At 62.4% G+C, this 20873-nt stretch carries 16 protein-coding genes; 7 read left to right on the forward strand and 9 right to left on the reverse strand.

The annotated features are described in order from the left end of the window. The first annotated feature begins 10 nt into the window (after positions 1-10). Complete coding sequence (locus tag ACWGTO_RS04070; protein ID WP_454573961.1) at positions 11-772, forward strand: DeoR/GlpR family DNA-binding transcription regulator; 762 nt, start codon at positions 11-13, stop codon at positions 770-772. Between the two features lie 262 nt (positions 773-1034). Next, positions 1035-2183 carry a Gfo/Idh/MocA family protein gene (locus ACWGTO_RS04075; RefSeq protein ID WP_454573585.1) on the forward strand — a complete coding sequence of 383 codons (1149 nt, stop codon included), beginning with the start codon at positions 1035-1037 and terminating at the stop codon, positions 2181-2183. A gap of 9 nt (positions 2184-2192) precedes the next feature. Here ACWGTO_RS04075 and ACWGTO_RS04080 read toward each other — a convergent pair whose 3' ends face one another. Then, positions 2193-3233 (reverse strand): LacI family DNA-binding transcriptional regulator, encoded by a 1041-nt coding sequence (locus tag ACWGTO_RS04080; RefSeq protein WP_454573586.1) that lies wholly within the window; start codon positions 3231-3233, stop codon positions 2193-2195. Positions 3234-3457: 224 nt separating this feature from the next. Here ACWGTO_RS04080 and ACWGTO_RS04085 point away from each other — a divergent pair, with 224 nt between their 5' ends. Further along, entirely contained in the window at positions 3458-4843 is a 1386-nt protein-coding gene (locus ACWGTO_RS04085) for an FAD-binding oxidoreductase (protein WP_454573587.1), read from the forward strand. Positions 4844-4910: 67 nt separating this feature from the next. Here the strand turns inward: ACWGTO_RS04085 and ACWGTO_RS04090 are convergent, their stop codons facing one another. Beyond that, the gene (locus ACWGTO_RS04090; protein ID WP_454573588.1) at positions 4911-5570 is read right to left on the reverse strand and encodes a YjbE family putative metal transport protein; all 660 of its coding nucleotides are present in this window, start codon (positions 5568-5570) and stop codon (positions 4911-4913) included. A 245-nt stretch (positions 5571-5815) separates the two neighbouring features. Here ACWGTO_RS04090 and ACWGTO_RS04095 point away from each other — a divergent pair, with 245 nt between their 5' ends. Continuing rightward, positions 5816-6463, forward strand: a complete 648-nt coding sequence (locus tag ACWGTO_RS04095; RefSeq protein ID WP_454573589.1) for a ThuA domain-containing protein — start codon at positions 5816-5818, stop codon at positions 6461-6463. Positions 6464-6618: 155 nt separating this feature from the next. Here the strand turns inward: ACWGTO_RS04095 and ACWGTO_RS04100 are convergent, their stop codons facing one another. Then, on the reverse strand, positions 6619-7950 hold the full coding sequence (locus ACWGTO_RS04100; RefSeq protein WP_454573590.1) for an HlyD family type I secretion periplasmic adaptor subunit: 1332 nt from the start codon (positions 7948-7950) through the stop codon (positions 6619-6621). Positions 7951-7963: 13 nt separating this feature from the next. Further along, complete coding sequence (locus ACWGTO_RS04105) at positions 7964-9787, reverse strand: type I secretion system permease/ATPase (RefSeq protein WP_454573591.1); 1824 nt, start codon at positions 9785-9787, stop codon at positions 7964-7966. Positions 9788-10944: 1157 nt separating this feature from the next. On the opposite strand from ACWGTO_RS04105, the gene ACWGTO_RS04110 reads away from it, so the two are divergent. After that, on the forward strand, positions 10945-13026 hold the full coding sequence (locus ACWGTO_RS04110; RefSeq protein WP_454573592.1) for a DUF5801 repeats-in-toxin domain-containing protein: 2082 nt from the start codon (positions 10945-10947) through the stop codon (positions 13024-13026). A gap of 353 nt (positions 13027-13379) precedes the next feature. Here the strand turns inward: ACWGTO_RS04110 and ACWGTO_RS04115 are convergent, their stop codons facing one another. Further along, complete coding sequence (locus ACWGTO_RS04115) at positions 13380-13985, reverse strand: LuxR C-terminal-related transcriptional regulator (RefSeq protein WP_454573593.1); 606 nt, start codon at positions 13983-13985, stop codon at positions 13380-13382. A gap of 389 nt (positions 13986-14374) precedes the next feature. Between ACWGTO_RS04115 and ACWGTO_RS04120 the strand changes: the two genes are divergently transcribed. Next, entirely contained in the window at positions 14375-14641 is a 267-nt protein-coding gene (locus ACWGTO_RS04120) for a hypothetical protein (RefSeq protein WP_454573594.1), read from the forward strand. 21 nt (positions 14642-14662) lie between these two features. Here ACWGTO_RS04120 and ACWGTO_RS04125 read toward each other — a convergent pair whose 3' ends face one another. Beyond that, complete coding sequence (locus tag ACWGTO_RS04125) at positions 14663-15226, reverse strand: DUF6931 family protein (protein WP_454573595.1); 564 nt, start codon at positions 15224-15226, stop codon at positions 14663-14665. Between the two features lie 268 nt (positions 15227-15494). On the opposite strand from ACWGTO_RS04125, the gene ACWGTO_RS04130 reads away from it, so the two are divergent. Next, positions 15495-16031, forward strand: a complete 537-nt coding sequence (locus ACWGTO_RS04130) for an OmpA family protein (RefSeq protein ID WP_454573596.1) — start codon at positions 15495-15497, stop codon at positions 16029-16031. A gap of 92 nt (positions 16032-16123) precedes the next feature. Here the strand turns inward: ACWGTO_RS04130 and ACWGTO_RS04135 are convergent, their stop codons facing one another. The 3 genes from ACWGTO_RS04135 to ACWGTO_RS04145 all read right to left on the reverse strand — a co-directional run bounded on the left by ACWGTO_RS04135 (position 16124) and on the right by ACWGTO_RS04145 (position 20869). Then, complete coding sequence (locus ACWGTO_RS04135; RefSeq protein WP_454573597.1) at positions 16124-17737, reverse strand: caspase family protein; 1614 nt, start codon at positions 17735-17737, stop codon at positions 16124-16126. A 274-nt stretch (positions 17738-18011) separates the two neighbouring features. Continuing rightward, positions 18012-20411, reverse strand: a complete 2400-nt coding sequence (locus tag ACWGTO_RS04140) for a M23 family metallopeptidase (protein WP_454573598.1) — start codon at positions 20409-20411, stop codon at positions 18012-18014. Further along, complete coding sequence (locus ACWGTO_RS04145) at positions 20408-20869, reverse strand: DUF1036 domain-containing protein (RefSeq protein ID WP_454573599.1); 462 nt, start codon at positions 20867-20869, stop codon at positions 20408-20410. Before ACWGTO_RS04145 ends, ACWGTO_RS04140 begins: the two co-directional genes overlap by 4 nt. Positions 20870-20873 lie beyond the last annotated feature (4 nt).

Below are 20873 nucleotides of genomic sequence, written 5' to 3' on the forward strand. Positions count from 1 at the left end.
GGACAGGGCAATGTTGTCAGAGCAGAGACGCCAATCGATCCTGGGCGAGGTGCAACGCAGCGGACAGGTTCGCATCAAGGACCTGTCGGACGATTTTGGCGTGTCGGAAGTCACGGTGCGCTCCGACCTCGAGATACTGGATCGCAAGGGACTGCTGACCAAGACCCGCGGAGGCGCGGTGACCCGGACCACGGATTCGACCACGGCCGCATTCGCCCGGCGGATGCAAACCAACCTCGATGCAAAGAAACGCATCGCCCGGGCAGCGGTAGAGCTGTTCGAGGACAACCAATCGGTCATCTTCGACGGCGGCTCGACCTTGATGCAGCTTGCCATGCAGTTACCGCCGCTCAGCAATGTCGTGGTCGCGGCCACGGCGATGAATATCGTCCAGCACCTGATGCATCGGCCCGGGCTCGACGTTCACATGATCGGTGGCCGGGTCTATCCAGACACGGTGAGCACGCTGATCACCGATGCCGACACGGCTCTCGGCGGCTTGGTCGCGCATCAGGTCTTTGTCGGCGCGCATGCGATAGACTTCTCGCTCGATGTGGTCGACGTGAACGAAGACATGGCGCGAACGAAGCGAAACCTCGTTCGCATGGCCCGGCGCGTTGTCCTTCTTGCGGATTCGAGCAAATGGGGCATCAGCGGGACCTCCAAGGCATTTTCGCTGTCGGGGGTCGATGTGGTGGTCACCGACGATGGCCTGCCCGGTCCAATACGCACCCAGCTTGATACGATCGGGGCCAAGGTGATCTATGCCTGAACCTGTCGCGGCCCCTGACCGCGACGGCAAAATCCAATGCACGCATGACCCACGAGCCCGGAACCGGCGGTCGGCCGTTTTTTCATGTCAGACATTGCTCCTCCCAGGTTAGCAGCCTCCCGACACGCCAGCGTTACCACATGCTCTATAAAAATTTTACGCGCGTCAATATTTAAAATGCTCTATACGGATTTCAGGGGTGGACCGCTGCGGTGGGTATGATCTCCGCAACATGCTATTGGCTTTGGAGGAAGAGCTGGAAATGCACGCAAAATCAAAGACAAGGCTCGGTATCGGCGTCATCGGCTGCGGCAACATCTCGATGACCTATCTGCGCAATGCAGCGCTCTTCGGGGGCGTCGAGTTGCGCGCCTGCGCCGACATTTCGGCCGATATGGCTGAACTCCGCGCCAGCGAATATGGCATCCGCGCGCTCGGCGTCGACGCGCTTCTCGCCGACCCCGACATCGAACTCGTGCTGAACCTGACCATTCCGGCGGCGCATTTCGACATTTCGTTTGCAGCGCTTTCGGCGGGCAAGCACGTCTTCACCGAAAAGCCGCTGGCGACATCAGCCGCGGATGGCAGGCGTCTTGTCGCCGAGGCGGCGCAGCGCGGGCTGCTGATCGGCTCGGCGCCGGACACGTTCTTGGGTGCTGCCGGCCGGCGGGCGCGGCGGCTGATGGATGACGGCGCCATTGGTAAACCAGTTACCGGCACCGCCTTCATGATGGGACGCGGCATGGAACACTGGCATCCCAATCCGCAATTCTATTATCAGCCGGGCGGCGGTCCGGTGTTCGACATGGGTCCCTATTACCTGACCATGCTGGTCAATCTGCTCGGGCCGGTCGATCGCGTCATGGCGATGGCGGCGCGCGGCCAGGAGGAGAGGCTGATCACTGCCGACGGTCCGTTCAAGAACACCACGTTCAAGGTCGGTACGCCCACCAACATATTGTCGCTGCTCGAATTCCGGTCCGGCGCCACCGTCACCTTCGGCGCCTCGTGGGATGTCTTCAGACACTCCAACCATCCGATCGAACTGCACGGTACCGAAGGTTCGCTCAGGCTGCCCGATCCCGACACGTTCGGCGGCACCGTCTCGCTGTCGGCCGGAGGCGCCGACTGGGCCGATTTCGCCAGCGAGGGCGAACTCTACGGCGCCCGCAATTGGCCCTATGCCGCGCCCGACCGCGCCAACTACCGCATGCTCGGCGTCGCCGAAATGTCGCGCGGGCTGAGCACCGGACGAAAGCCACGCGCCTCGGGCGAACTGGCATTGCACGTGCTGGAGATCATGGAGGCGATCCTGGCTTCGGGCGAAAGCCGCGGCTCGGTAGCCGTCAACGGCACGGTCGACCAGCCGCCGCTGCTTGGCGAGGAGGAAGCGGCAAGCCTGCTTGCCTGAAGGACATGTTCAAGCTGACTGGCGCATCACCAGGGCGGCGTCGAGGCTGACCTTCGGCGCGACGCTCGCTGTGTCCTCATTGAGCAAAGCGAGCAGCGTCTCGACGCTGCGCCCCGCCATGGCGGCAAAATCCTGCGCGATGGTGGTCAGAGCGGGGCAGGTGTAGCGGCTCAGCGGATGGTCGTCATGGGCGGCGACGCGCAGGTCGCAGTCCGCCTTGCGGCCGACCTTCTTGCCCTGCGCGAAGGCTGCCGCCATCACGCCGAAGGCCAGGCGGTCGTTGGCGCACAATATGGTCTTGCCGGGCAGACCCACGGTCTTGCCCGGCAGGCCGCCAGCCCCAAGCATCTGTTCCATCTGCTCGTAGCCGATGCGCTCGAAATCCCATGTGTAGTCGCTTGTGTTGCCGATCACCACCGGCTCCTGGCCCAGCCGCTGCATGGCGCCGACATAGCTGTTCAGCCGCTCTTGCGAATTGTGGTTGACGTGCGGGATATCGAAATAGACCGGCGCGTCGCCGGAGCGGCAGAGATAGTCGACGATGGTCGAGACACTCTGGGCGTTGTTGTTGCCGACGAAGGGTGCGCCGCCTTCGAGATAGGTGTCGAAATAGACGATCGGCATTGTCTGCGTCAGCTTCTCCAGCGCGCGGCGGTCCGAGCGCAAGCCAAGCGGCGCGATCAGCGCGCCTGAGACTTTCAGCGACAGGATGGTGCGCGTCGCCTCGACTTCGAGCTCGCACGAACCGTGTGAGGAAATGACGATCGGCCAGTAGCCCTCGTCGCGCAGCCTGAGCTCGATGCGGCTAACCATTTCGGAATAAAAGGGATCGGCCACCGTCGGCACGAGGATGCCGATGCTGCGGGTGCGCTTGCGATTGAGGTTGCGGGCAAACAGATTGGGCTGGTAATCGGACGAGCGTAGCGCCTCCTCGATGCGCTTGCGCGTTGCCGGCTTGACGCTGGTCGGGTCGTCGAAATATTTCGACAGCGTCGGCCTGGAGACGCCGCAGGAGCGGGCGAAGTCCTCCATCGTCTTGTGCTTCGTCATTCGATCCCTCGTCTGGCATGCGCCAGAACCTTGGTCACTCCCGCTGCCCCCGGTCCCGTAGCCGGTGCGGCGCCACGCAACCTTCAAGACGAAATTTACAGGAAACGTCTGTGGTTTCAACGCGCAATGACAAATTATACCGTGCGTAAATTTATTCAATTGACGCGAAAATTGTCCCGCATCAAAGTCTCGACCGCAGCGAGCAAGCCAAACTTCCAGGAACCATGACACAACAGATCAATAAGCTTCTTTCCCAGCTTTATCAGCGGCTCGACGCCGCCGCTGTTGTCACCGGCGATGCGGTCGATCCGCGCTATGGCGACGATCTCTCCGGCAAGGGCGGAGGCCGGCCCGAATTGGTCTTGCGTCCGCGCAGTGCCGCCGAGGTGGCCGAAATCCTCCGCGTTTGCAGCGGCCTTGGCCAGAAGCTGGTCGTCCATGGCGGCCGCACCGGGCTGGCCGGCGCCGCGCGCGTGCAGCCGGGCGAAGCGGTTCTGTCGCTGGAGCGCATGACCGCAGTCGAAGCGCCTGACCGCGCGGCGGCAACCATCATCGCAGAGGCTGGCGTGCCGCTGCAGATGGTGCAGGAAGCAGCCGATGCGGCCGGCCTGATGTTCGGCGTCGACATCGGCGCGCGCGGCACGGCAACGGTCGGGGGCAACATCGCCACCAATGCCGGTGGCATCCGCGTGCTGCGCTACGGCATGTACCGCGCCCAGGTTCTGGGACTGGAGGCGGTGCTTGCCGACGGCTCGATCCTGACCTCGCTGCGCGGCTTGGCCAAGAACAATTCGGGATACGATCTCAACCAGCTGTTCATTGGCAGCGAAGGCACGCTGGGCGTCGTCACGCGCGCCTGCCTGCGCCTGCATCCGAAGCCCGCCACCGAGGTCGTCGCTTTCTGCGCGCTTGGTTCGCTGGACGCGGCTATCGCGCTGCTCGGGCTGCTCAAGCAGCGGCTCGGCCCCTTGCTCTCGGCCTATGAGGTGAACTTTTCGCCGCTCTACGGCGCCATGATAGCCGGCATGGCCGCGCCGGCGCCGCTGCCTGCCGGCGCGCCGGTTTATGTTCTGACCGAGATCCAGGGCAACCAAGCCGAGCTGGACGGCGAGCGTTTCGCTTCGGTGCTAATGCAGGCCGTCGAGGACGGCATCGTCGATGACGTGGTCGTCTCGCAGTCGCCGCGCGAATTCCGTGCGCTCTGGGACGTGCGCGAAGAGGCCAACCGCTTCCTGTTTGCGATCGAGGGCCTGATCGGCGTCGACATCTCCATTCCGTTGGCGACGATGGCGGCTTTCCTGCGCGACGCCGAAGCGGCGATCCGCGCCAAGGATGGCAGCGCCGAGATCTACGTCTTCGGCCATCTCGGCGACGGCAATCTGCACTATCAGGTCGACACCAGGGAACCGGCCGCCGCCTATGAGATCATCTATCGCGGCGTGGCCGCATGCGGCGGCTCTGTCTCGGCCGAACACGGCATCGGCCTCGACAAGAAGAAATGGCTGGGCCTGGTGCGCAGCGACGCCGAAATATCGGCCATGCGCCGCCTCAAGGCGGCGTTCGATCCGCACAACATCCTCAACCCCGGGCGGATTTTCGACATCGCTTGAATGCTACGGGGCATGTTTTGCCGCAATTCCGGACGGAAAACCGCTGCACACTTTTCCTGGAATTGCTTTAGCTCGCGGCTGGCGAAAGCAGCGCGTGGTAGTCGACGGTTCTCAGCTGCTCGACGCCGTCCAGCGTCATGTTGCCGGCGACATAGACGATGATCGCCAGGCCGAGCCAGCCGATCCAGCGGTATCTGGCAAGCAGCGCCGCCACCAGCGTCGAGGCGACAGCCATCAGCACCACCGACAGGATGAGGCCGAACACCAGCGCATTCATGTCATGGGCGGCAGCGCCCGCAACCGCCAGCACATTGTCCAGCGACATCGAGACGTCGGCGACGACGATCTGCAGGATCGCCGTGCGCAATGCCTTGGCCGGCCGCACCGCCGCAAGCGCTGACCCGGCAAGGTCGGCGTCGGCCTGGTCGGTGTCCTCACTGTCACCGGCCGAGCGCAATTCCCAAAACATGTTCCAGCACACCCAGAACAAGAGCAGGCCGCCGAACAGCATGATCCCGGGGATTTCCAGGAGCTGAACGGCGATCACGGCAAAGACGACGCGGATCACCGCCGCGGCGGCAATGCCGGCGATGATCGCCTTCTGGCGCAAAGCCTTTGCCAGGCCCGCGGCCGCCATGCCGATCACCACCACATTGTCGCCCGACAGGACGAGGTTGATGGTGATGACTTCCAGATAGGCGGCGACAGTTGTCTGATCGAAGCTCATGGGGCAGGCTCTCCGGAGAGGTGTTCCGGTCGGTCGTGGCGGATCGGGCGGACATCTACCCGGCCGCAAAGACAGATTTGAGTGCAGTCCTGCATCGAAACAAGACGCCAGGCGCGGCCAATCGTTCCTCGTCCACCGGATTCATCCCCAATCGTTCGGCTTGCCGGCAACAAATGGCCCCTGGAAAGGGAAGACAAAAGCGTTCCGCTTGCCTATCAATGGCGCCGACCGAAGGAGAGACTGATATGGGCAAGACGGCACTGATTTTCTGGGGCGGCTGGGAAGGCCACACGCCGGCGCGCAGCGCCTCAGTCGTCAGCGATATATTGACCGGGCATGGCTTTGACGTGCGGATAGAGCAGGGCACCTCCGCGCTCGCCGATCCGCAGCTGTCGACCGTCGATCTGATCGTCCCAATGATCACCATGGCGACGATCGAAAAGCCGGAGCTGCAGAACCTCGTCGCCGCCGTCAGCGGTGGATCCGGCCTTGCTGGGTTTCACGGCACCATGGGCGACAGCTTCCGCAACGAGCCGAACTATCAGTTCATGACCGGCGGCCAATGGGTCGCCCATCCCGGCGACATCATCGACTACCGTGTCGACATCACCAGCGATGATCCGATCGTGCGGGGCATCGACGGTTTCGCCTACCGTTCCGAGCAGTATTACATGCATGTCGACCCGAGCAACGAGGTGCTGGCGACGACGACGTTCTCCGGCGATCATCTCGACTTCATCGACGGCGTCGTCATGCCCGTGGTCTGGAAGCGCCGATACGGCAAGGGCCGCGTCTTCTTCAGCTCGCTCGGCCACACGGCGGATGAGTTTTCCGTGCCGCAAATGCGAACCATCTTCGAGCGCGGCGCGTTGTGGGCCAGCCGAGCGGCCTGATCCTGGGCTTGTCGTCAAGCTGAGCGCAGTGGGACGGATTGCTTCGGGTCCGCGCATGGCGGCGGACTTGTGGCCTGGGTGGCGACGCAGATCGGGGAACTGGTCGGGCGGCGGTCCTTGTCCGGTCAGACAAAGAAGTCTTGGACGGCCTGCGGCTATTTTTCCCGCATCGCTCGACGGAAGTTCTGCGTGATCGGCTCGGCGAGGTAAGAAAGTACGGTGCGAGCACCCGTCCGGATCATCGCCTCGCTCGACATGCCGGGCAGCAGCTTGCGGCCCTCCAGCTTTGCGAGTTCGCCCTTGTTGATCAACACGGTCGCGGCGAAATACGGTGCCCCGCTGCGTTCCTCCACCATGCGGTCTGCCGACACGTTCTCCACGACGCCGTCGAGTGGCGGTAGATTGTAGCGGCCGAAGACCGGGAAGCTGACGCGCACGGGCTGTCCGGCGGCGATCGTCTCGACATCCTCCGGTTTGACCATGGCCTCGACCACGAGTTGCTGTTCGAGCGGCACGACTGTCATCAATGTCTCGCCGGGTTTCACGACACCGCCCGCCGTGTGGACCTTCAGATCCATGACGATGCCGTCAACGGGTGCGACGACATCGGTACGGGTAAGCACGTCCTTGGCGGCCCGCTCCTCCTGCCTGAGGTCGAACAACTCCGCCTCGACCTTGCTGACCTGCTCGACGGCCTCGTTCAGCCGCACAGTGCTGAGGTTCAGGATCTGCATGTCAATCTCGGCCATGGCGCTTCTGGCACGGGCGATCGCCGCGACGTTGGTGGCGCGCTCCCCTTCGATCTCCTGCTGTTGTCGTCTGAGCAACAGGTTACGCTCGCGGGTTGTCAGCCCCTTCTTGAGCAGACTCTCAAGGTCCTTGGTCTCACGCTCGATCGCCTCGATCTGCGTGTCCTCGGTGACGATCAGCTGCTCCAGTCCCGTCGTCTCCTCCTCGGTCTGGTGACGGCGCTGGCCGAGAATTTCCCGCTCGTCCTTCAGATTGTGGTGCTTCGCCGCGAACACGTCGCGCTGTGCGGCTACCGCGTCCCTCACGGCAGTGGCGGGGTTTGCCAGCAACGCCGGATCAAACGCGATCTCGGCCTTGCCATCACGCTCGGCCCTCAGACGCGCAGCCAGCGCCTCACGCGTTGCTATCCGGTTCTGGATCAGGTCGAGCTGCGCCCTTGCCTGTGTGTTGTCGAGTCGGACGAGGACCTTGCCCGCCTTGACGATATCGCCGTTGCCGGCGTTCAACTCCGCGATGATGCCGCCCTCGAGGTGCTGGATGAGCTTGCGGTCGCCGGCGACCTTGACAACGCCCGGTGCCACCGCGGCGCTGTCCAACGGCGCCAGCGCCGCCCAGCCCCCGGCCACGCCGAAGAACAGGAACATGATCGCGAACCCGGTGGACGTCACGCCCGCAAGGCGCAGAGGTACCGGTTCCAGCCGGGAGGGTGGCGGGAGGGGTAATGGCACGACGTTCATATCGGTTCCCGTTTCATGCCTGGTTCGCCACTATGGCCGTGCCCAACGGACGCGACGTACGTTTTGAAGAGGGAGCTGGATCGTTGCTGACGCCGATTACGGCGGTGGAGATCTCTGGCGTCGGACTTGCCGGTATCTGATTTACCTGGCGGACGCGCGCGGCGAGTTCGTTGAAGACATAGTCACGCGAACCGTAGAGGTCTTGCTGGCCCCGGTTGAGAACCAATATCTTGTCGACCTTCTCGATCATGTTCGCCCGGTGCGCGATCAGGATAATGGTCGTGCCCGCCGCCTTGACTGTGCCGAGGGCTGCGATCAATGCCTCCTCACCATCGCGGTCGAGGTTGGAATTCGGCTCGTCCAGGATCATGAGTGCCGGGTCGCCGTAGAGCGCTCGCGCCAACCCGATGCGTTGGCGTTGCCCGCCTGACAGCACCGCGCCGGATTCGCCGATCTCGGTGGCGTAACCCTTCGGCAGCCCTTTGATGAGTTCGTGAACGCCCGCCAGCTGCGCGGCCTTGACCACGTTGTTGAAGACCGCCGGGTTGAGTGTCGCGAAGCGGCAGATGTTTTCGGAGACGGTACCGGCGAAGAGTTCGATGTCCTGCGGCAAATAGCCGACATGGTGGCCACGGTCCTCCGCCGCCCATTGGGCAACGTCCATGCCGTCCAGCAGCGCACGCCCCGCGGATGGACGCCAGGCACCGGCCAGTATTCGCGCCAGGCTCGTCTTGCCGGCCCCGCTGGGGCCGATCAACGCCATTGCTTCACCGGGCCTGAGCTGGAAGCTGATCCCTTTCAGGATAGGCTCGCCACCCTGGCGGCCAAGCACAAGGTTCTCGGCCTCGAACCTGCCTTTCGGTCGTGGCAGTGGCAGAACCGGTGCGGCCTCCAAATGTTGTCCGGCGACTGCGGTGAGACGGCGGTAGGCGGCACGCGCTCCCACCGTCACCTTCCATGTGCCGATCGCTTGCTCGACCGGGGCCAATGCGCGACCCATCAGGATCGAGGCGGCGATCATGATGCCGGGGGAAGCCTCGTTCCGAAGAACCAGATAGGCGCCAAGACCCAGTATAGCCATCTGCAGGGCCAGCCGGTGACAACGCGCGATGGCCGCGATGACGCCGCCACGGTTGGCGGCAAGAACTTGTCCTTTGTTTGCCTCGTCCTGCTGCGCCTTCCAGCCCTCCATCAGTGGCTTCAACATGCCCATCGCCTGTACGACCTCGGCGTTGCGGATTGCCGCCTCGGCCTGCACATATGCCTGCGACTGTGCGCTTGCGGCCTCGGTCAACGGCTTGCGTGTGATGTATTCGTTGAGCAACGCCAACGCGAACAGGACGATTCCGCCGCACAGCGCCAGCCAGCCAAGCCAGGGATGCATTAAAAATATGGCGGCGAAAAACAGCGGTGCCCAAGGCGCGTCGAGGATTGGAAAGATGCTCGGGCTGGTGAAGAAATTGCGTACCTGATCCAGGTCGCGCAGCGGCCGGGCGTTGGCATGACCGGGCGCCGAGGCGGCGTATTCTACCGATGCAGTCAGGAGAACTGGTCCCAACCGCGCGTTCATCCACGATCCGACCTTGGCCAGAAGACGCCCGCGGACCACTTCCAGCCCCGCCATTGCCGCGAGTGCCCCAGCCGCCATCAGCGACAGCATAACCAGCGTCTCCAGACTGTGGCTGGACAACACGCGGTGGTAGACCTGGAGCATATAAAACGCCCCGGTCAGCATCAGCACGTTGATGCCGCCGCTGAACCAGATAAGCGGCTGGATGGCGCGTCTGGCCTCTTTCATCACCACCTGCAGGGCAGGGAGCTGTTGTTTGGCTTTCATCACTATTTCTCTGTACGGGATGACATCTCGCGCAACGGATTGTCGATGATGATGTTTTGAGCTGCTATGGTGAGTGCCATCGAGTCCCTCCCCTTTTTTTGGAACGCATCAAAAGGGGTTGCCCTCCCCAGATGCCCTATGCCCTACCCGAGTGCATCCGCTGGCGCGCTGACGCGCTGAACTGCGGCCTTTGATCCTCGATTGTGTCGCCGCCGAAGAGGACGCGTCCATTCCCGGTTTGATAGTATTGAGGTCAATGTCCGCACCTGATCGAACGATATATATCTTTCGATAGATCAGGCCGCGCAGGTGCTGCGGCGGGTATCACGGCCGATGCCATCACGCGGCTCTCCGGCCCGTTGCCGGGCTCATGTCGATCCCGGTTGAAAGTGCTGGTGTCAGAGGAGGCCCGTTCCTGGAGGTCGAGGCCTTTGCCATGCGCCACCCAGGCCAGGTCCGCCCGGCTGCCGAGATGCAGCTTCTCGTAGACGTGATGCAGGTGCAACGTCGTCGATCTGGTCAACCGGCTCAAGACCGAGCGTCGCGCCGGCAAGGAGGTCCGCATCGCCGACCCGCCTGGGCTTCGTCGTCCTCGATGAATTCGGATCGTCTCACGCATCAGTGTGCGACATCATCGAGACTGGCAACGAGTCCGGGCGCTTCAAGAACCGCGCCTGATCAACCCAACATGGCCAAGCTCATCCGCGCTCGCCGGGCTGCGCAACCCGATCACCTCCACCCGGCGAGTCAAAAATTGGACGCCGATCGGGGGTCAGTTTTGCAAGGCGTTTGACACGTATGGTTTGCTCCGATGCGAGCATGCACTACGGCGTTTCTCCGCCAAGTCAGTATTCCCAGTTATATTGACGACAGCGGCCCTATCGAAACGATATATATCGTTCGATATAGGTCATAATACTATCAGACGGAAAGTTGACTTGCCATCCTCAGGCTGCGTCAAATGGCTCCCTCGGCAGTTTGGGGTTTGTTAGCATTTCAAGTCATGGCGGATGGGCAATCGTGGTTTTCTACGCTTCCGGAACTTGCGTACGTTAAGGCGTGCTTTGTTCCGGCCCTCGAAATCCACCATTTCCGGCGCGGCCTGACCTAATTCCAACTCACCCTGGAACAGCTCAATCACAATTGGGAGGCAGGTTATGGCTACTATTAAAGCAAGTCTCGTTCTCGACGAAGAGATCGGGGTACAGACCGTCACCGACGATAATGATATCCTCCTCGCCGGCGCGCTGATCACCAAACTCGAAGGTCTCGGCGTGGCTGATATCAGTGGCGGTACCGACGCCACGACAGGCTTCCCGCAGGTGGCCGTCAACAGCGCCCTCCTTGACACAACCGGAGCGACCGATCTGGGGCTGTCGATCCCCGATGACGGCACGCCGAGCGGCCTCTCTACCGTCGACGGTGTGGCAATCTTCCTCTACAACGAGGGCGGCATCATTTATGGGCGCGAGGCCGACGCGAATGGTGACCCTGACCCCGCGGGCGACCTGGCGTTCGCGGTCGCGCTCGACGACAGCGACCTGTCCTCGGCGCAAATTTACCTCGTTCAATACGAACCGCTGGGGCACGGCAATGCTGACGCGACAGACGACGGGGACATCCTGTCTTTTGCCGAAGGCAAGATCACACTGGATGTAACGACCACCGAACTCGTTACGACGTTTCAGCCACTCGACTTCGCGTCGATCCCGTCAGGTAGCCCGCAGGAGACACTCACGGTTGCGACAGCCGATCCCACTGATAACCACAGCGCCAAGTTTGATGGACTTATCTTCCCGGCAGGTGCAGTCACTGATCCGACGCTCATCCCCAAGAACCCCGGAACCAATGATGATCTGAATCCTGACGCCGTCGGCTTCGGTGTGAAGGGCGGCCAAGCCTCTCAGATGAATCAAAATGAGGGCTTCTTCGTTCAAGACGCGGCCTGGACCTCAGGGGATGCGAACGAGATCGGCGGCATCAAGTTCGACATCCAGGGCATAGGCGGCGTGAAGAGCGTTAACATTGAGTGGTGGACTGTCGATGATGGAGTAGTGGTTGCAACCGGCACCGACAAAGTAAACTTACCTTCTGGCGGCGCCGTCTTCGAGAATTACACCATCGAGTCGGCGGACAGCGTCGATCAAATCTACGTTCGATTCACCTACGACACGAAGGTAAGCACCTCCGGCGTGCGCGTTGAGAACCTCGAAGTCGCGTTCCCGTCAACGAGCGAGGTGACGGTGGTCAACCACGAGGACCTCGGGACGCACCTCGTGTTCGAGGACGCCGGGCCGACGTTCACAGGCTTCGTCGCTGGTGACACCACGCCGTTCCAGGTCGGATTGGCCGACGGCCAACAGGACACAGGGACGTTCACCCTTACTCCCGGAGCCGACGGCTCACACATCACCATCACCGACTGGACCGATCTCGGTGGCGCTGACATCACGGAGCTTCTCACCAACAACGGAACCACGCTGACGTACCACGACGTGGCCACCGATACGGACCTCTACCAACTGAACGTGACGGATACGGGGTACACCTTCGACGTGCTGTTCACACCCCATGGTGAGCAGTCTGACCTCAACTTCAATGCGGTCAAGTCGGGCGGTCCCCAAGAGACCTTGACGGTACCCACGGTGGACAACACCGGCAGCATCGTCTTTGACGGTCTGATCTTCAACGCTACGCCCGCAGCGGACGCGACCGAGGCAGCCTTTGCGTCGTTCAACACTGCTCCACTCGGAGGCCCGACTGTAGCGGCTGACGACCTTAACCCCGATGCAGTTGGATTCGGAGTGAAAGGCGGTCAGGCGTCGCAGATCAATAACAACGAGGGCTTCACCTTCCATACTGCGGACGATTCTGACATCAACAATCTAACCTTTGCGGTTGCAGGAATTGGAAACATCAACACCATCTCGGTAGAATCGTGGCTTTACGACGATGCAGGCAATCTGATCGTTCACAATGTCGACAATGTTACCGGCTTGCGGTCGGGCAACCAGACCGTGACCATCAACGACGATGGTGGTCAAGCCTTCGACACGGCCTACGTTCAGTTCCACGTCGCAGGTGCCAACTCGGGTGTTCGCATCCTCGACTTCTCGACGAGCATCGAGGGTCCGGTTGACGATCAGGCGTTCGCCTTCGAGCTGACAAACACCGACCTCGACGGGGATGCTGCTACGCAAATACTGAACATCGCCGCAAGCCAGGACTACATCGTTTAATGGCGTCCTCGTAGCCCCTTCAAAAGCTACAACGCCTGGCGATCCGGTCCCCCTCGTGGGGACCGGTCATTCAAGACAGCAGGGCCTGGACTAAAACCAGGCGACGCGCAAAGTGGCGGCTTGCAATGTCCACTTATGATGCTGTGGACGGCTCTCCTACAACCGTCCAGCCTGTTTGGCTGAATCGTCGTCTGTACTGCCGGCGAGGTTTCCCTCCCAGAAGAGGCGCGTCCATTCCCGGTTCGATAGTATTGAGGTCAATGCGCTGGGGCGGGCATCACGGCCGATGCCATCACGCGGCTTTCCGGCCCCCGTTGCCGGCTTCATGTCGATGCCGGTTGAAAGTGCTGGTGTCAGAGGAGGCCCGTTCCCGCATGGTCGAGGCCATTGCCATGCGCCGCCCAGGCCAGTTCCGCCCGGCTGCCGAGGTGCAGCTTCTCATAGACGTGATGCAGATGCATCTTCACCGTGCCTTCGGATACGTGCAGCCGCTGCGCGATGGTCTTGTTGCGCAGCCCGCGCGAGACGAGATCGGCGATCTCGGTCTCACGCCCGGTCAGCCTGGACATCGGCTGGGGCTGCGATTGGGGCATCAGCAGTTGTTCGACGATCTTGTTGTCGATCCACTTCTTGCCTGCCGCCACCGCGCTCACGCATTCGACGAGATTGCGGTTACTGATGCCGTCCAGCAGCAGACCGTCGCTGTCGAGCGCCTGTATTTCCTTGATGTCGAGCCGGCCGCTTGGCTGCACGATGAAGATGACGCCGGGAGCGTTGTTGCAGGCCTTCAGGCGAGAGGAAAGACCGGTCGTCTGCGGATCGGCGATATCCAGGCCGACGATGACAATATCGGGCCGATGGCGCTCTATATGAGGGAGAACATCGAGAGGGCGGCGGCACTGGGCGACAACATCGTGTCCAGCCTTCCGCAGAACCCACTCCAGACCGGCGAGATACACCCCCGCGGGTCCGCGACCACCAAGACCGACATGTGAACCCCACCCGTAAAAAACGCAACGCACTTTGTTTTAATATGTCAAGAAATCAGAGCCTTGGGCAATTGTCAAGAAGTTGCTAATATACTAATATAACCAAGGCTATAAAAGAAACTCGCGGGCGTTCTTTTCGCGTCAAAGGGGCACCACCGAGACGCTTGCGAGTGCGCAAGGTGATCTGATTTTTTCGCCTGTCCGTCCGCCAGCGATCACAGGTTTTTGAGGGATCCTCTCCTCCGGGCAGACGGGCGGAGCTCTCGCAAAGCCAAATCATATGTTCTATGCTCGCTGGCATCACTGCATTCGACCGCCGTGATTGGAACTGAGGTCTGTTGTCCTGAGGCGGGGCATCCATGTTCGAAGTCGGCGGATTTTTTCGGCTACAAATGTCGATCTCAAGCGGCCGGCGCATCGTCGGCGTCCTTGCTCTGGCCGCCGCGTTGTTCGGGCTGTTGCTGCTCGCACCGGAACGGGCGAATGCGCAGGCGAACTGGACGCTTGACCCGGCAAACTCGACCCTCACCTATCAATCGGTGAAGAAGAACACCATTGTCGAAACCAAAAAGATCAGGAACCTCTCGGGCACGCTCGGCAAATGGGCGCAAAACGGCTGCAAGTGAAACCGCTGCAAATGAGAGCAATCAGGCTTTGCGCAGCGCTTCGGTTTCGGCAAGATGGATGCCCATTTCGACAAAGGCGGTGAGCACCGAGAACCGATCCGCCACCGCAACCCGCGCCAGTCCGGCCAGAATGCCGGCGTTGACGGCGTGGGCCGCGGGCAGCGGCCGCAGCCTCGACCCGTTGGTCTGATCGGCCGCGCCATTGACATGCCGTTGCACCGCCAGCGCGATCCAGCCGGCCGGTGTGTGCTGCTGCGCCATCGCTGCACCGGCGACAGCGGCCCGGCGGCTTGCATTGCTGGGTTCGCCGACCCAGTCCTGTACCAGCGCCAGAGTTTCGAGATCCTGCTCTTCGAGCAGTTCGGTCAGATGCCCCAGGCACTCATGGCCCCACCAGATCGCTGCCCGGTCGGGCAGGAGATAGGCACAAAAGGTGATCGCTTCCTCGGGGATGCGCCCGGCCATCAGCCGGCGGCAGAACTCGAGCGAGGGCTGGTCGGTGGGAACAGCCGTCATGTCCCGGGCAACGGCGCTGTTTGCGGCGAAGAGATCGCGTGCGGTCTGGAATCGAAGCCCATTGACCATCGCTGCTGTTGTCCTCCCCCAAGAGCAGCTATCACTCAACTCGCCTGCGAGCCGCGGGTCAAGCCTGTCGACCGCCACATGTCCATGACGTTGTTCACAGACAAGCGCGCTGCGCTTTGGTATATTCCACAGTCAGACCCACGACTCCGAAAAAAGGCGAAGCCGGCTTTCTGAGAGAGGGATGCAGGGTCAAACGGAAACTGGAGCCTGGCCGTCTTGGCGGATCGGGCTTTGGTGACATCGGACGCTCAGAGCAGGAGTAACCGTTATGCAGCGGGGCATTTCAGTCTTGGCGTTGGCGGCCGTGCTTTTTTCGACGCACGCTTATGCCGACCCACTTCAGAAATCGGAAGACATTGTGAAGTTTTTTGCCGGCGCGATCGATCACGGCGCGGCGCGCGGGATTTGCGTCGGCACCGAGGATGAGTGCAAGAGCAAGACCGGCCAGAAAGATAAGCCACCGGAGAAGACCGGCCTCGATATGCTGATCAATTTCAGCCTGGATTCCTCCGAGCTCGATGCCAAGGCGCGCAGCGAACTCGACGAGTTCGCCAAGGCGCTGAAGGATGACCGGCTGAGCAAGCTGTCCTTTGTCGTCGAAGGCTATACCGATGCGTCCGGCTCGGCGAACTACAATGAGGGCCTGTCGCAGCGCAGAGCGCAATCGGTGACAGCTTTCCTGGAATCCAACGGCATCGAATCCACCCGCATCACGGCGGTCGGGCTGGGCGAGGCCAATCCGCGCAATTCTGACCCCTACGACCCCGTCAATCGCCGGGTCGAGATGCGGATCAAGGCGCAGTAGCTTCGCTGTCTGCGTCCTTCGACAGCACACCTCCCTCTAACGGCAACACCGCGCGCCCAACGGACACGCGGCGTTGTTGCTGTTTGATGTGATCAGTTCTTGAGGACGCCGCCGACCGCTACGCCGGTGCCGAAAATCAGCGCCTTGGTCAGGAAATCATTGTTGTCCTGCGGCGGCGGGCCTTCCTCGCGCACGACCTCGCGGTTGCGCCTTTTCTGCACGAACTGCTGTTGCCGGCGTGGTTTCTGGGCGTACTGCTTCTTGCGCGGCTTCTCCGCCACCGGCTTCAGCGTGCGTGCCTTCTGCACCACCTGTTTTTTGTTCAAGCCGGCCTGGTCGGCCTCATGTTTGGCGCGCACGGCCTCCATCATCGGATCGGTCTGGACCTCCAGGAACGCCAGCTGCTCTCGCGTCAGGAAAGTGGTCGGCGGCAGCCCATTCTCCTCTTGCCAGTCGCCGATCGCTTGCCGGGTCTTGGCGCCGATGTTGCCGTCGACGCGGCCTAGCTCATTGCCCAGCGCTTCGACGCGCAATTGCAGGTCGATGCGGCCCTGGCGATCGAGACCGATCGCGTTCTCCGTCGCCTCGGTGCCGAGCACCTTCTTCATGTCGTCCGAAATGCCGACCGAGGTGCGCACGGCAGAGCCGGGGTTCGCTTCGGCAGCATCAAGCGCTGCGACTTCCCGTTCCTGGGCCTTCGGATCCTTCAATGCGTCAATGTTGAGCCGCGCCACCGTGGCGAAGCGGCCACTCGGGAACTGTTCGAGATAGGCTTCGTAGAATGGCGCGGTGTTGCGCTTGGAAGCCTCGTCCCACAGGCGCTGCTCTACCTCCCACGCAGGCGGTTCGCTGGCGACGGGGGCAGGGGCGGGCGCCGCCGTGGCGTTCGCGGCGTCGGCGGCAGGCTTTGCCTCCGGCGCGGCTTGCACTGCGGCTTTGCCGAGGAAGACCTCGCGGCCCAGCGATGCGTTGTGCCATGGCCGCTGGCGGCCTTGGGTGGTCTCGGCCACTTCGCCGCGCACCCGGGTCAGCGCGCTCTGGATCTCGACGCCGGGTTCGGTCAGGTGCCTGGCGAGCGCCGTCGAGTAGGGGCTGTCGACGCCGTTGCCGTCAAAGGCGATGGCGCCCGGATCGGTGGCATAGGCAATCAGGATGCCGCCGGTTCCGACGCCTTCCGATTTCGGATCGATCGGCGCCAGACCGGTGCCCAGCGCGGTGGAGCGGCTCTTGGGCATCGCGGCGGCTAGCGTCCTTGCCAGCGGATTGTCGCGGCAGGCATCGAGGATGATGACGCCGACCGCCGGGTCGGGTGGCAACGCGGCCATGAAGTCGTCGATCTGGACGGTACGGGTCTTGAGATAGGCCGGCGATGTCAACTCGGCGTCGACCGGGATCAAGAAGTTCTTGCCGTCCACCTGCATGCCGTGGCCGGCATAGAAAATCACGGCGAGGTCAGCGTCATAGGACTGCTCGGTGAATTTGCTGATCAGGCCGTGCATGCCGGCATTGTCTTGGTCGACGCCCTCGATCACCTCGAAGCCGGCATTGCGCAGCGTCGATGCGATGAGGCGCGCATCATTGGCCGGGTTGGGCAACTCGACGGCATGGACGTATTTGCTGTTGCCGATGACCAGCGCGACGCGTTTGGCGCCAGGCGCCCCGGCATCCGGCGCTGCAGCCTGGACGGCGCCAAGCGCGGTCAGCATTAACAGAAAAAATCCGCTCAAAAGGACGGCAAACGCTTTCATAGGATCAGCCCTCCGCCCCAATGGGGCGCGTTATTGATGTCTGTGCATGCTTAATTCCAACAGCGACTGTGTCGCTTCTGCCAAAATGGCTCCTGGGCGTATGTGATCCCAGCCACAGTTTTGGTTCACAACAGACCCAAAAAACCTTTCCAAATATCCGCCAATATACCATTTGCCGGCCTCAAAACCAATCGGCCTGGCGAAAACCAGGCGGCCACCCGCTGAACTACGGCTAGCCAGGCTCAAGGCTGTTCTGGAGCGAGCCGACCAGTGCCGTGATGGCCTGCTTGTATTTTTCGAACTCCGGCGATGTCTGGCGAACTTCCGTCGTCGTCTGCTGGCCTGCGTCGGTCGTCGCCGGCGTGGGCAACTTGCGGCCCATTTTCCGTTCAGCCCAGTCGACGACGTAGCTGGCGGTCTTGCCGGTGAGGAAAGGGTTGGCCTGGATGACGGCCGAGCCGAGCACCGCGCTCAATTGCGCCGATCCCGGCGCCGCCAGCACCTGATGGGCGCCTTCCATGCCGAGGAAATGGCAGAGATAGAGCCGTCCGGCGGTGATCTGGTGGCCGCGCGCCTTGAGATAGGCCTCGCCCTCGCGCGCCAGATTGCGCACCATCTCGCGCGAGATGGTGGCGTCGTAGCGCAGCGCCAAAAGGTCGGCGGTCGACAGCGAGCGCGCCAGTTCGGGACGATACGTGTTCATCATCCGGATCCAGGTCTTGGATATGAACTGGCCGGCGCCGGTTGCCGACGACAGGGGGTTCTTCGCCCGCGCGCTGCCGCCCGATTCGACATGAACGATACGGTCGGTCAGCGTTTCGACGGCGGGATCGCTGGACGTGGCGGCGATGGTTGCGGTCACGGTGCCCAGAGGATCGATTGCCTCGCCGCTCTGATAGAGTTCGAAATGCAGGTGCGGCCCGGTCGATAGACCGGTGGTGCCGATATAGCCGATGATGTCGCCGGCCTTCACCTTGGTGCCGACGCCGCTGGCAATGGCGAATTTCGACATATGCGCATACCGCGTCTCGCGGCCGCCGGCATGCGCTATCTTCACCACATTGCCATAGCCGCCGCCGTCGCCCTGAAAGATGATCTCGCCATCGAATGCGGCGGCGATCGGCGTGCCGACAGGTGCTGCCCAGTCGACGCCCTTGTGGATGCGGACCACGCCCAGGATCGGATGCTTGCGCGGCCCGAAGGTCGACGTCATGACGCCGCTGACCGGCGTCACCATGCCGTTGGCCACTGTCAGCGAGCGCACCTGGTCGTCGCCCGAGACGCAGGAAAACTGGCCGTCGCTCTGCTGGAAAACGAAACAGTCGAGGCTCTTTTGCGCGCCTTGCACGCCGACATAGAGCACCCGCCCGTCGGTCTCGTTCTTGCCGCGCGGCGTTTGCGAATAGATCAGCACAAGGCGCTGGTCCTCGCTGGCAAAGGCGTCCAGGTCCTGTCCGCGCGACAGATACATGATGGCTTCGCCGATGATGCCGCTCGGCACATTGTTGCGCGCCGCGGTCGAATAGATCGCGTCGAGCAGGCGGTATTGCCGTTTCTGCGTGCCTTCGGTCTCGGCGCCCGAATAATTGAACAGGTCCTCGCGCACCCAGGGGTCCACACCCGACACGAAGGCACCGGCCGCATTGCGTGTCAGCGTGCCGACAAAGACAGTCTTGGCGTAGATCGAGACCTGCATCAGCGACATCGTCGTGGTCTCGCGCGTCGGCCTGAAGCCACGCATCGCCACGACGTAACCGGGCTGCAGGCTGTCCTTGTCGAACAGCGCCTTCAGCGCTTCGCCGGCAAGTTTTGCGTCCTCGGCGGAAAAATGCGCATCGAGCGCAACGCTGTCCAGGCTGCGATCGTTCAGGATTTTCACGAACGTGTCCTCGGTCGCCTCGAAGCGCTGGTATTCCGAGGTGACGACGGCAACGCTGGTGTTGTTCTCGACCGCTGTCTTCTGAAAGGTGGGAAGTGCCGCTTCGCCCTCATCGATGGTCTCGCCCCAGCCGGCCTCCGGGTCATCAGCTGCCGCCGAGGCACCGGGAGCGGCCTGCGAATCAGGAGCCGGGCCGGGAGCCGCCGGAGCTTCGTCCGCGCCGGGCGAGGGTTGAAGATCGTTCTGCAGATCATTCTGCGGATCGTTGGGTTCGGCGGGTGGCGCCGCCGCGGTCTTCCGCTGTGCCTGGAAGAAGGCGAAATCCTCCTGCGTCGACGGGATCGTCGTCATGAATTTTTCGCTGGCGCTGAGCATCACGTCGGACAGGACTTCGATCTCAGGCGAGATGCCTGCCTGGTCGAGCTCCGCCGGGCGCGGCATCGCGCGGCCCTTGGTTGCAGCGCCGGCTTCGGGCGCCAGCGTGATCCACATCGGGTCGCCGGCAAGATCGATGATGGCGGGCACATAGACCGATGCGTCGGCCGGCACGTCGTCTGAGCCTTCGACGGCGTGCAGCTCCTCGTCTTCGTCGCCAAACGACCAATAGTCGGCGGTGAGATAGAAACCGGTGGCGATCGCGGCAAGGACGATTGTCGCCAGGCCAGCAGCCAGCCCGAGCCAAAGCCTGCGCCTGCGCAGCGCGGCCCGCGCCTGCTTCTTTGCCTTGAAGCTGGTGTCGATGCTGTGCGTCACGGCGCGCTTCCGGTCAGGAAGAAGGTCCAGCGCACCTGTTCCTGCGTGTCGACTTCGAGAAACTTCGCGGCGATATGGCCGCGTTGCCAGCATTCGGTGATGCCGCGGATCGAGAACCGCCGCCGTTCGATGCACATCTCGGTGGAGCCTGCCAGGATGGCGTGGCCAAAGACATCCGTGGCGTAGATATAGATGTAGCGGTTGGTCAGCTCCTCTCGGATGACGTTGACGCATTGATTGGCGCCGATGGTCCACCAGCCATCGGTCTGGTCGGCATCGTCGACCTTCTGGCCGACGGCGAGATTGACGACGTCGAGCGTCTGGTTGCAGACGGTGAATTCGGCGCGCGCTTGCCCGGTGGAAAGAAGCGCCAGCAAGAGCGTCATAAGCGCAATAGCGGCAAGCTTCGCGCGCGCATTCAGGGCAAGCAGGACGGGATCACGGCGACGGCGTTGCATCGGC

This window comes from Mesorhizobium sp. PL10 (genome assembly GCF_053714315.1).

Excerpts from the sequence above, each read along its gene's own strand:
- ACWGTO_RS04145 (WP_454573599.1), bottom strand. The coding sequence starts at position 20,869 with ATGCAACGCCGTCGCCGTGATCCCGTCCTGCTTGCCCTGAATGCGCGC.
- ACWGTO_RS04095 (WP_454573589.1), top strand. The coding sequence starts at position 5,816 with ATGGGCAAGACGGCACTGATTTTCTGGGGCGGCTGGGAAGGCCACACG.
- ACWGTO_RS04110 (WP_454573592.1), top strand. The coding sequence starts at position 10,945 with ATGGCTACTATTAAAGCAAGTCTCGTTCTCGACGAAGAGATCGGGGTA.
- ACWGTO_RS04120 (WP_454573594.1), top strand. The coding sequence starts at position 14,375 with ATGTTCGAAGTCGGCGGATTTTTTCGGCTACAAATGTCGATCTCAAGC.
- ACWGTO_RS04080 (WP_454573586.1), bottom strand. The coding sequence starts at position 3,233 with ATGACGAAGCACAAGACGATGGAGGACTTCGCCCGCTCCTGCGGCGTC.
- ACWGTO_RS04125 (WP_454573595.1), bottom strand. The coding sequence starts at position 15,226 with ATGGTCAATGGGCTTCGATTCCAGACCGCACGCGATCTCTTCGCCGCA.
- ACWGTO_RS04100 (WP_454573590.1), bottom strand. The coding sequence starts at position 7,950 with ATGAACGTCGTGCCATTACCCCTCCCGCCACCCTCCCGGCTGGAACCG.
- ACWGTO_RS04085 (WP_454573587.1), top strand. The coding sequence starts at position 3,458 with ATGACACAACAGATCAATAAGCTTCTTTCCCAGCTTTATCAGCGGCTC.
- ACWGTO_RS04105 (WP_454573591.1), bottom strand. The coding sequence starts at position 9,787 with ATGAAAGCCAAACAACAGCTCCCTGCCCTGCAGGTGGTGATGAAAGAG.
- ACWGTO_RS04130 (WP_454573596.1), top strand. The coding sequence starts at position 15,495 with ATGCAGCGGGGCATTTCAGTCTTGGCGTTGGCGGCCGTGCTTTTTTCG.
- ACWGTO_RS04090 (WP_454573588.1), bottom strand. The coding sequence starts at position 5,570 with ATGAGCTTCGATCAGACAACTGTCGCCGCCTATCTGGAAGTCATCACC.
- ACWGTO_RS04075 (WP_454573585.1), top strand. The coding sequence starts at position 1,035 with ATGCACGCAAAATCAAAGACAAGGCTCGGTATCGGCGTCATCGGCTGC.
- ACWGTO_RS04135 (WP_454573597.1), bottom strand. The coding sequence starts at position 17,737 with ATGCTGACCGCGCTTGGCGCCGTCCAGGCTGCAGCGCCGGATGCCGGG.
- ACWGTO_RS04070 (WP_454573961.1), top strand. The coding sequence starts at position 11 with ATGTTGTCAGAGCAGAGACGCCAATCGATCCTGGGCGAGGTGCAACGC.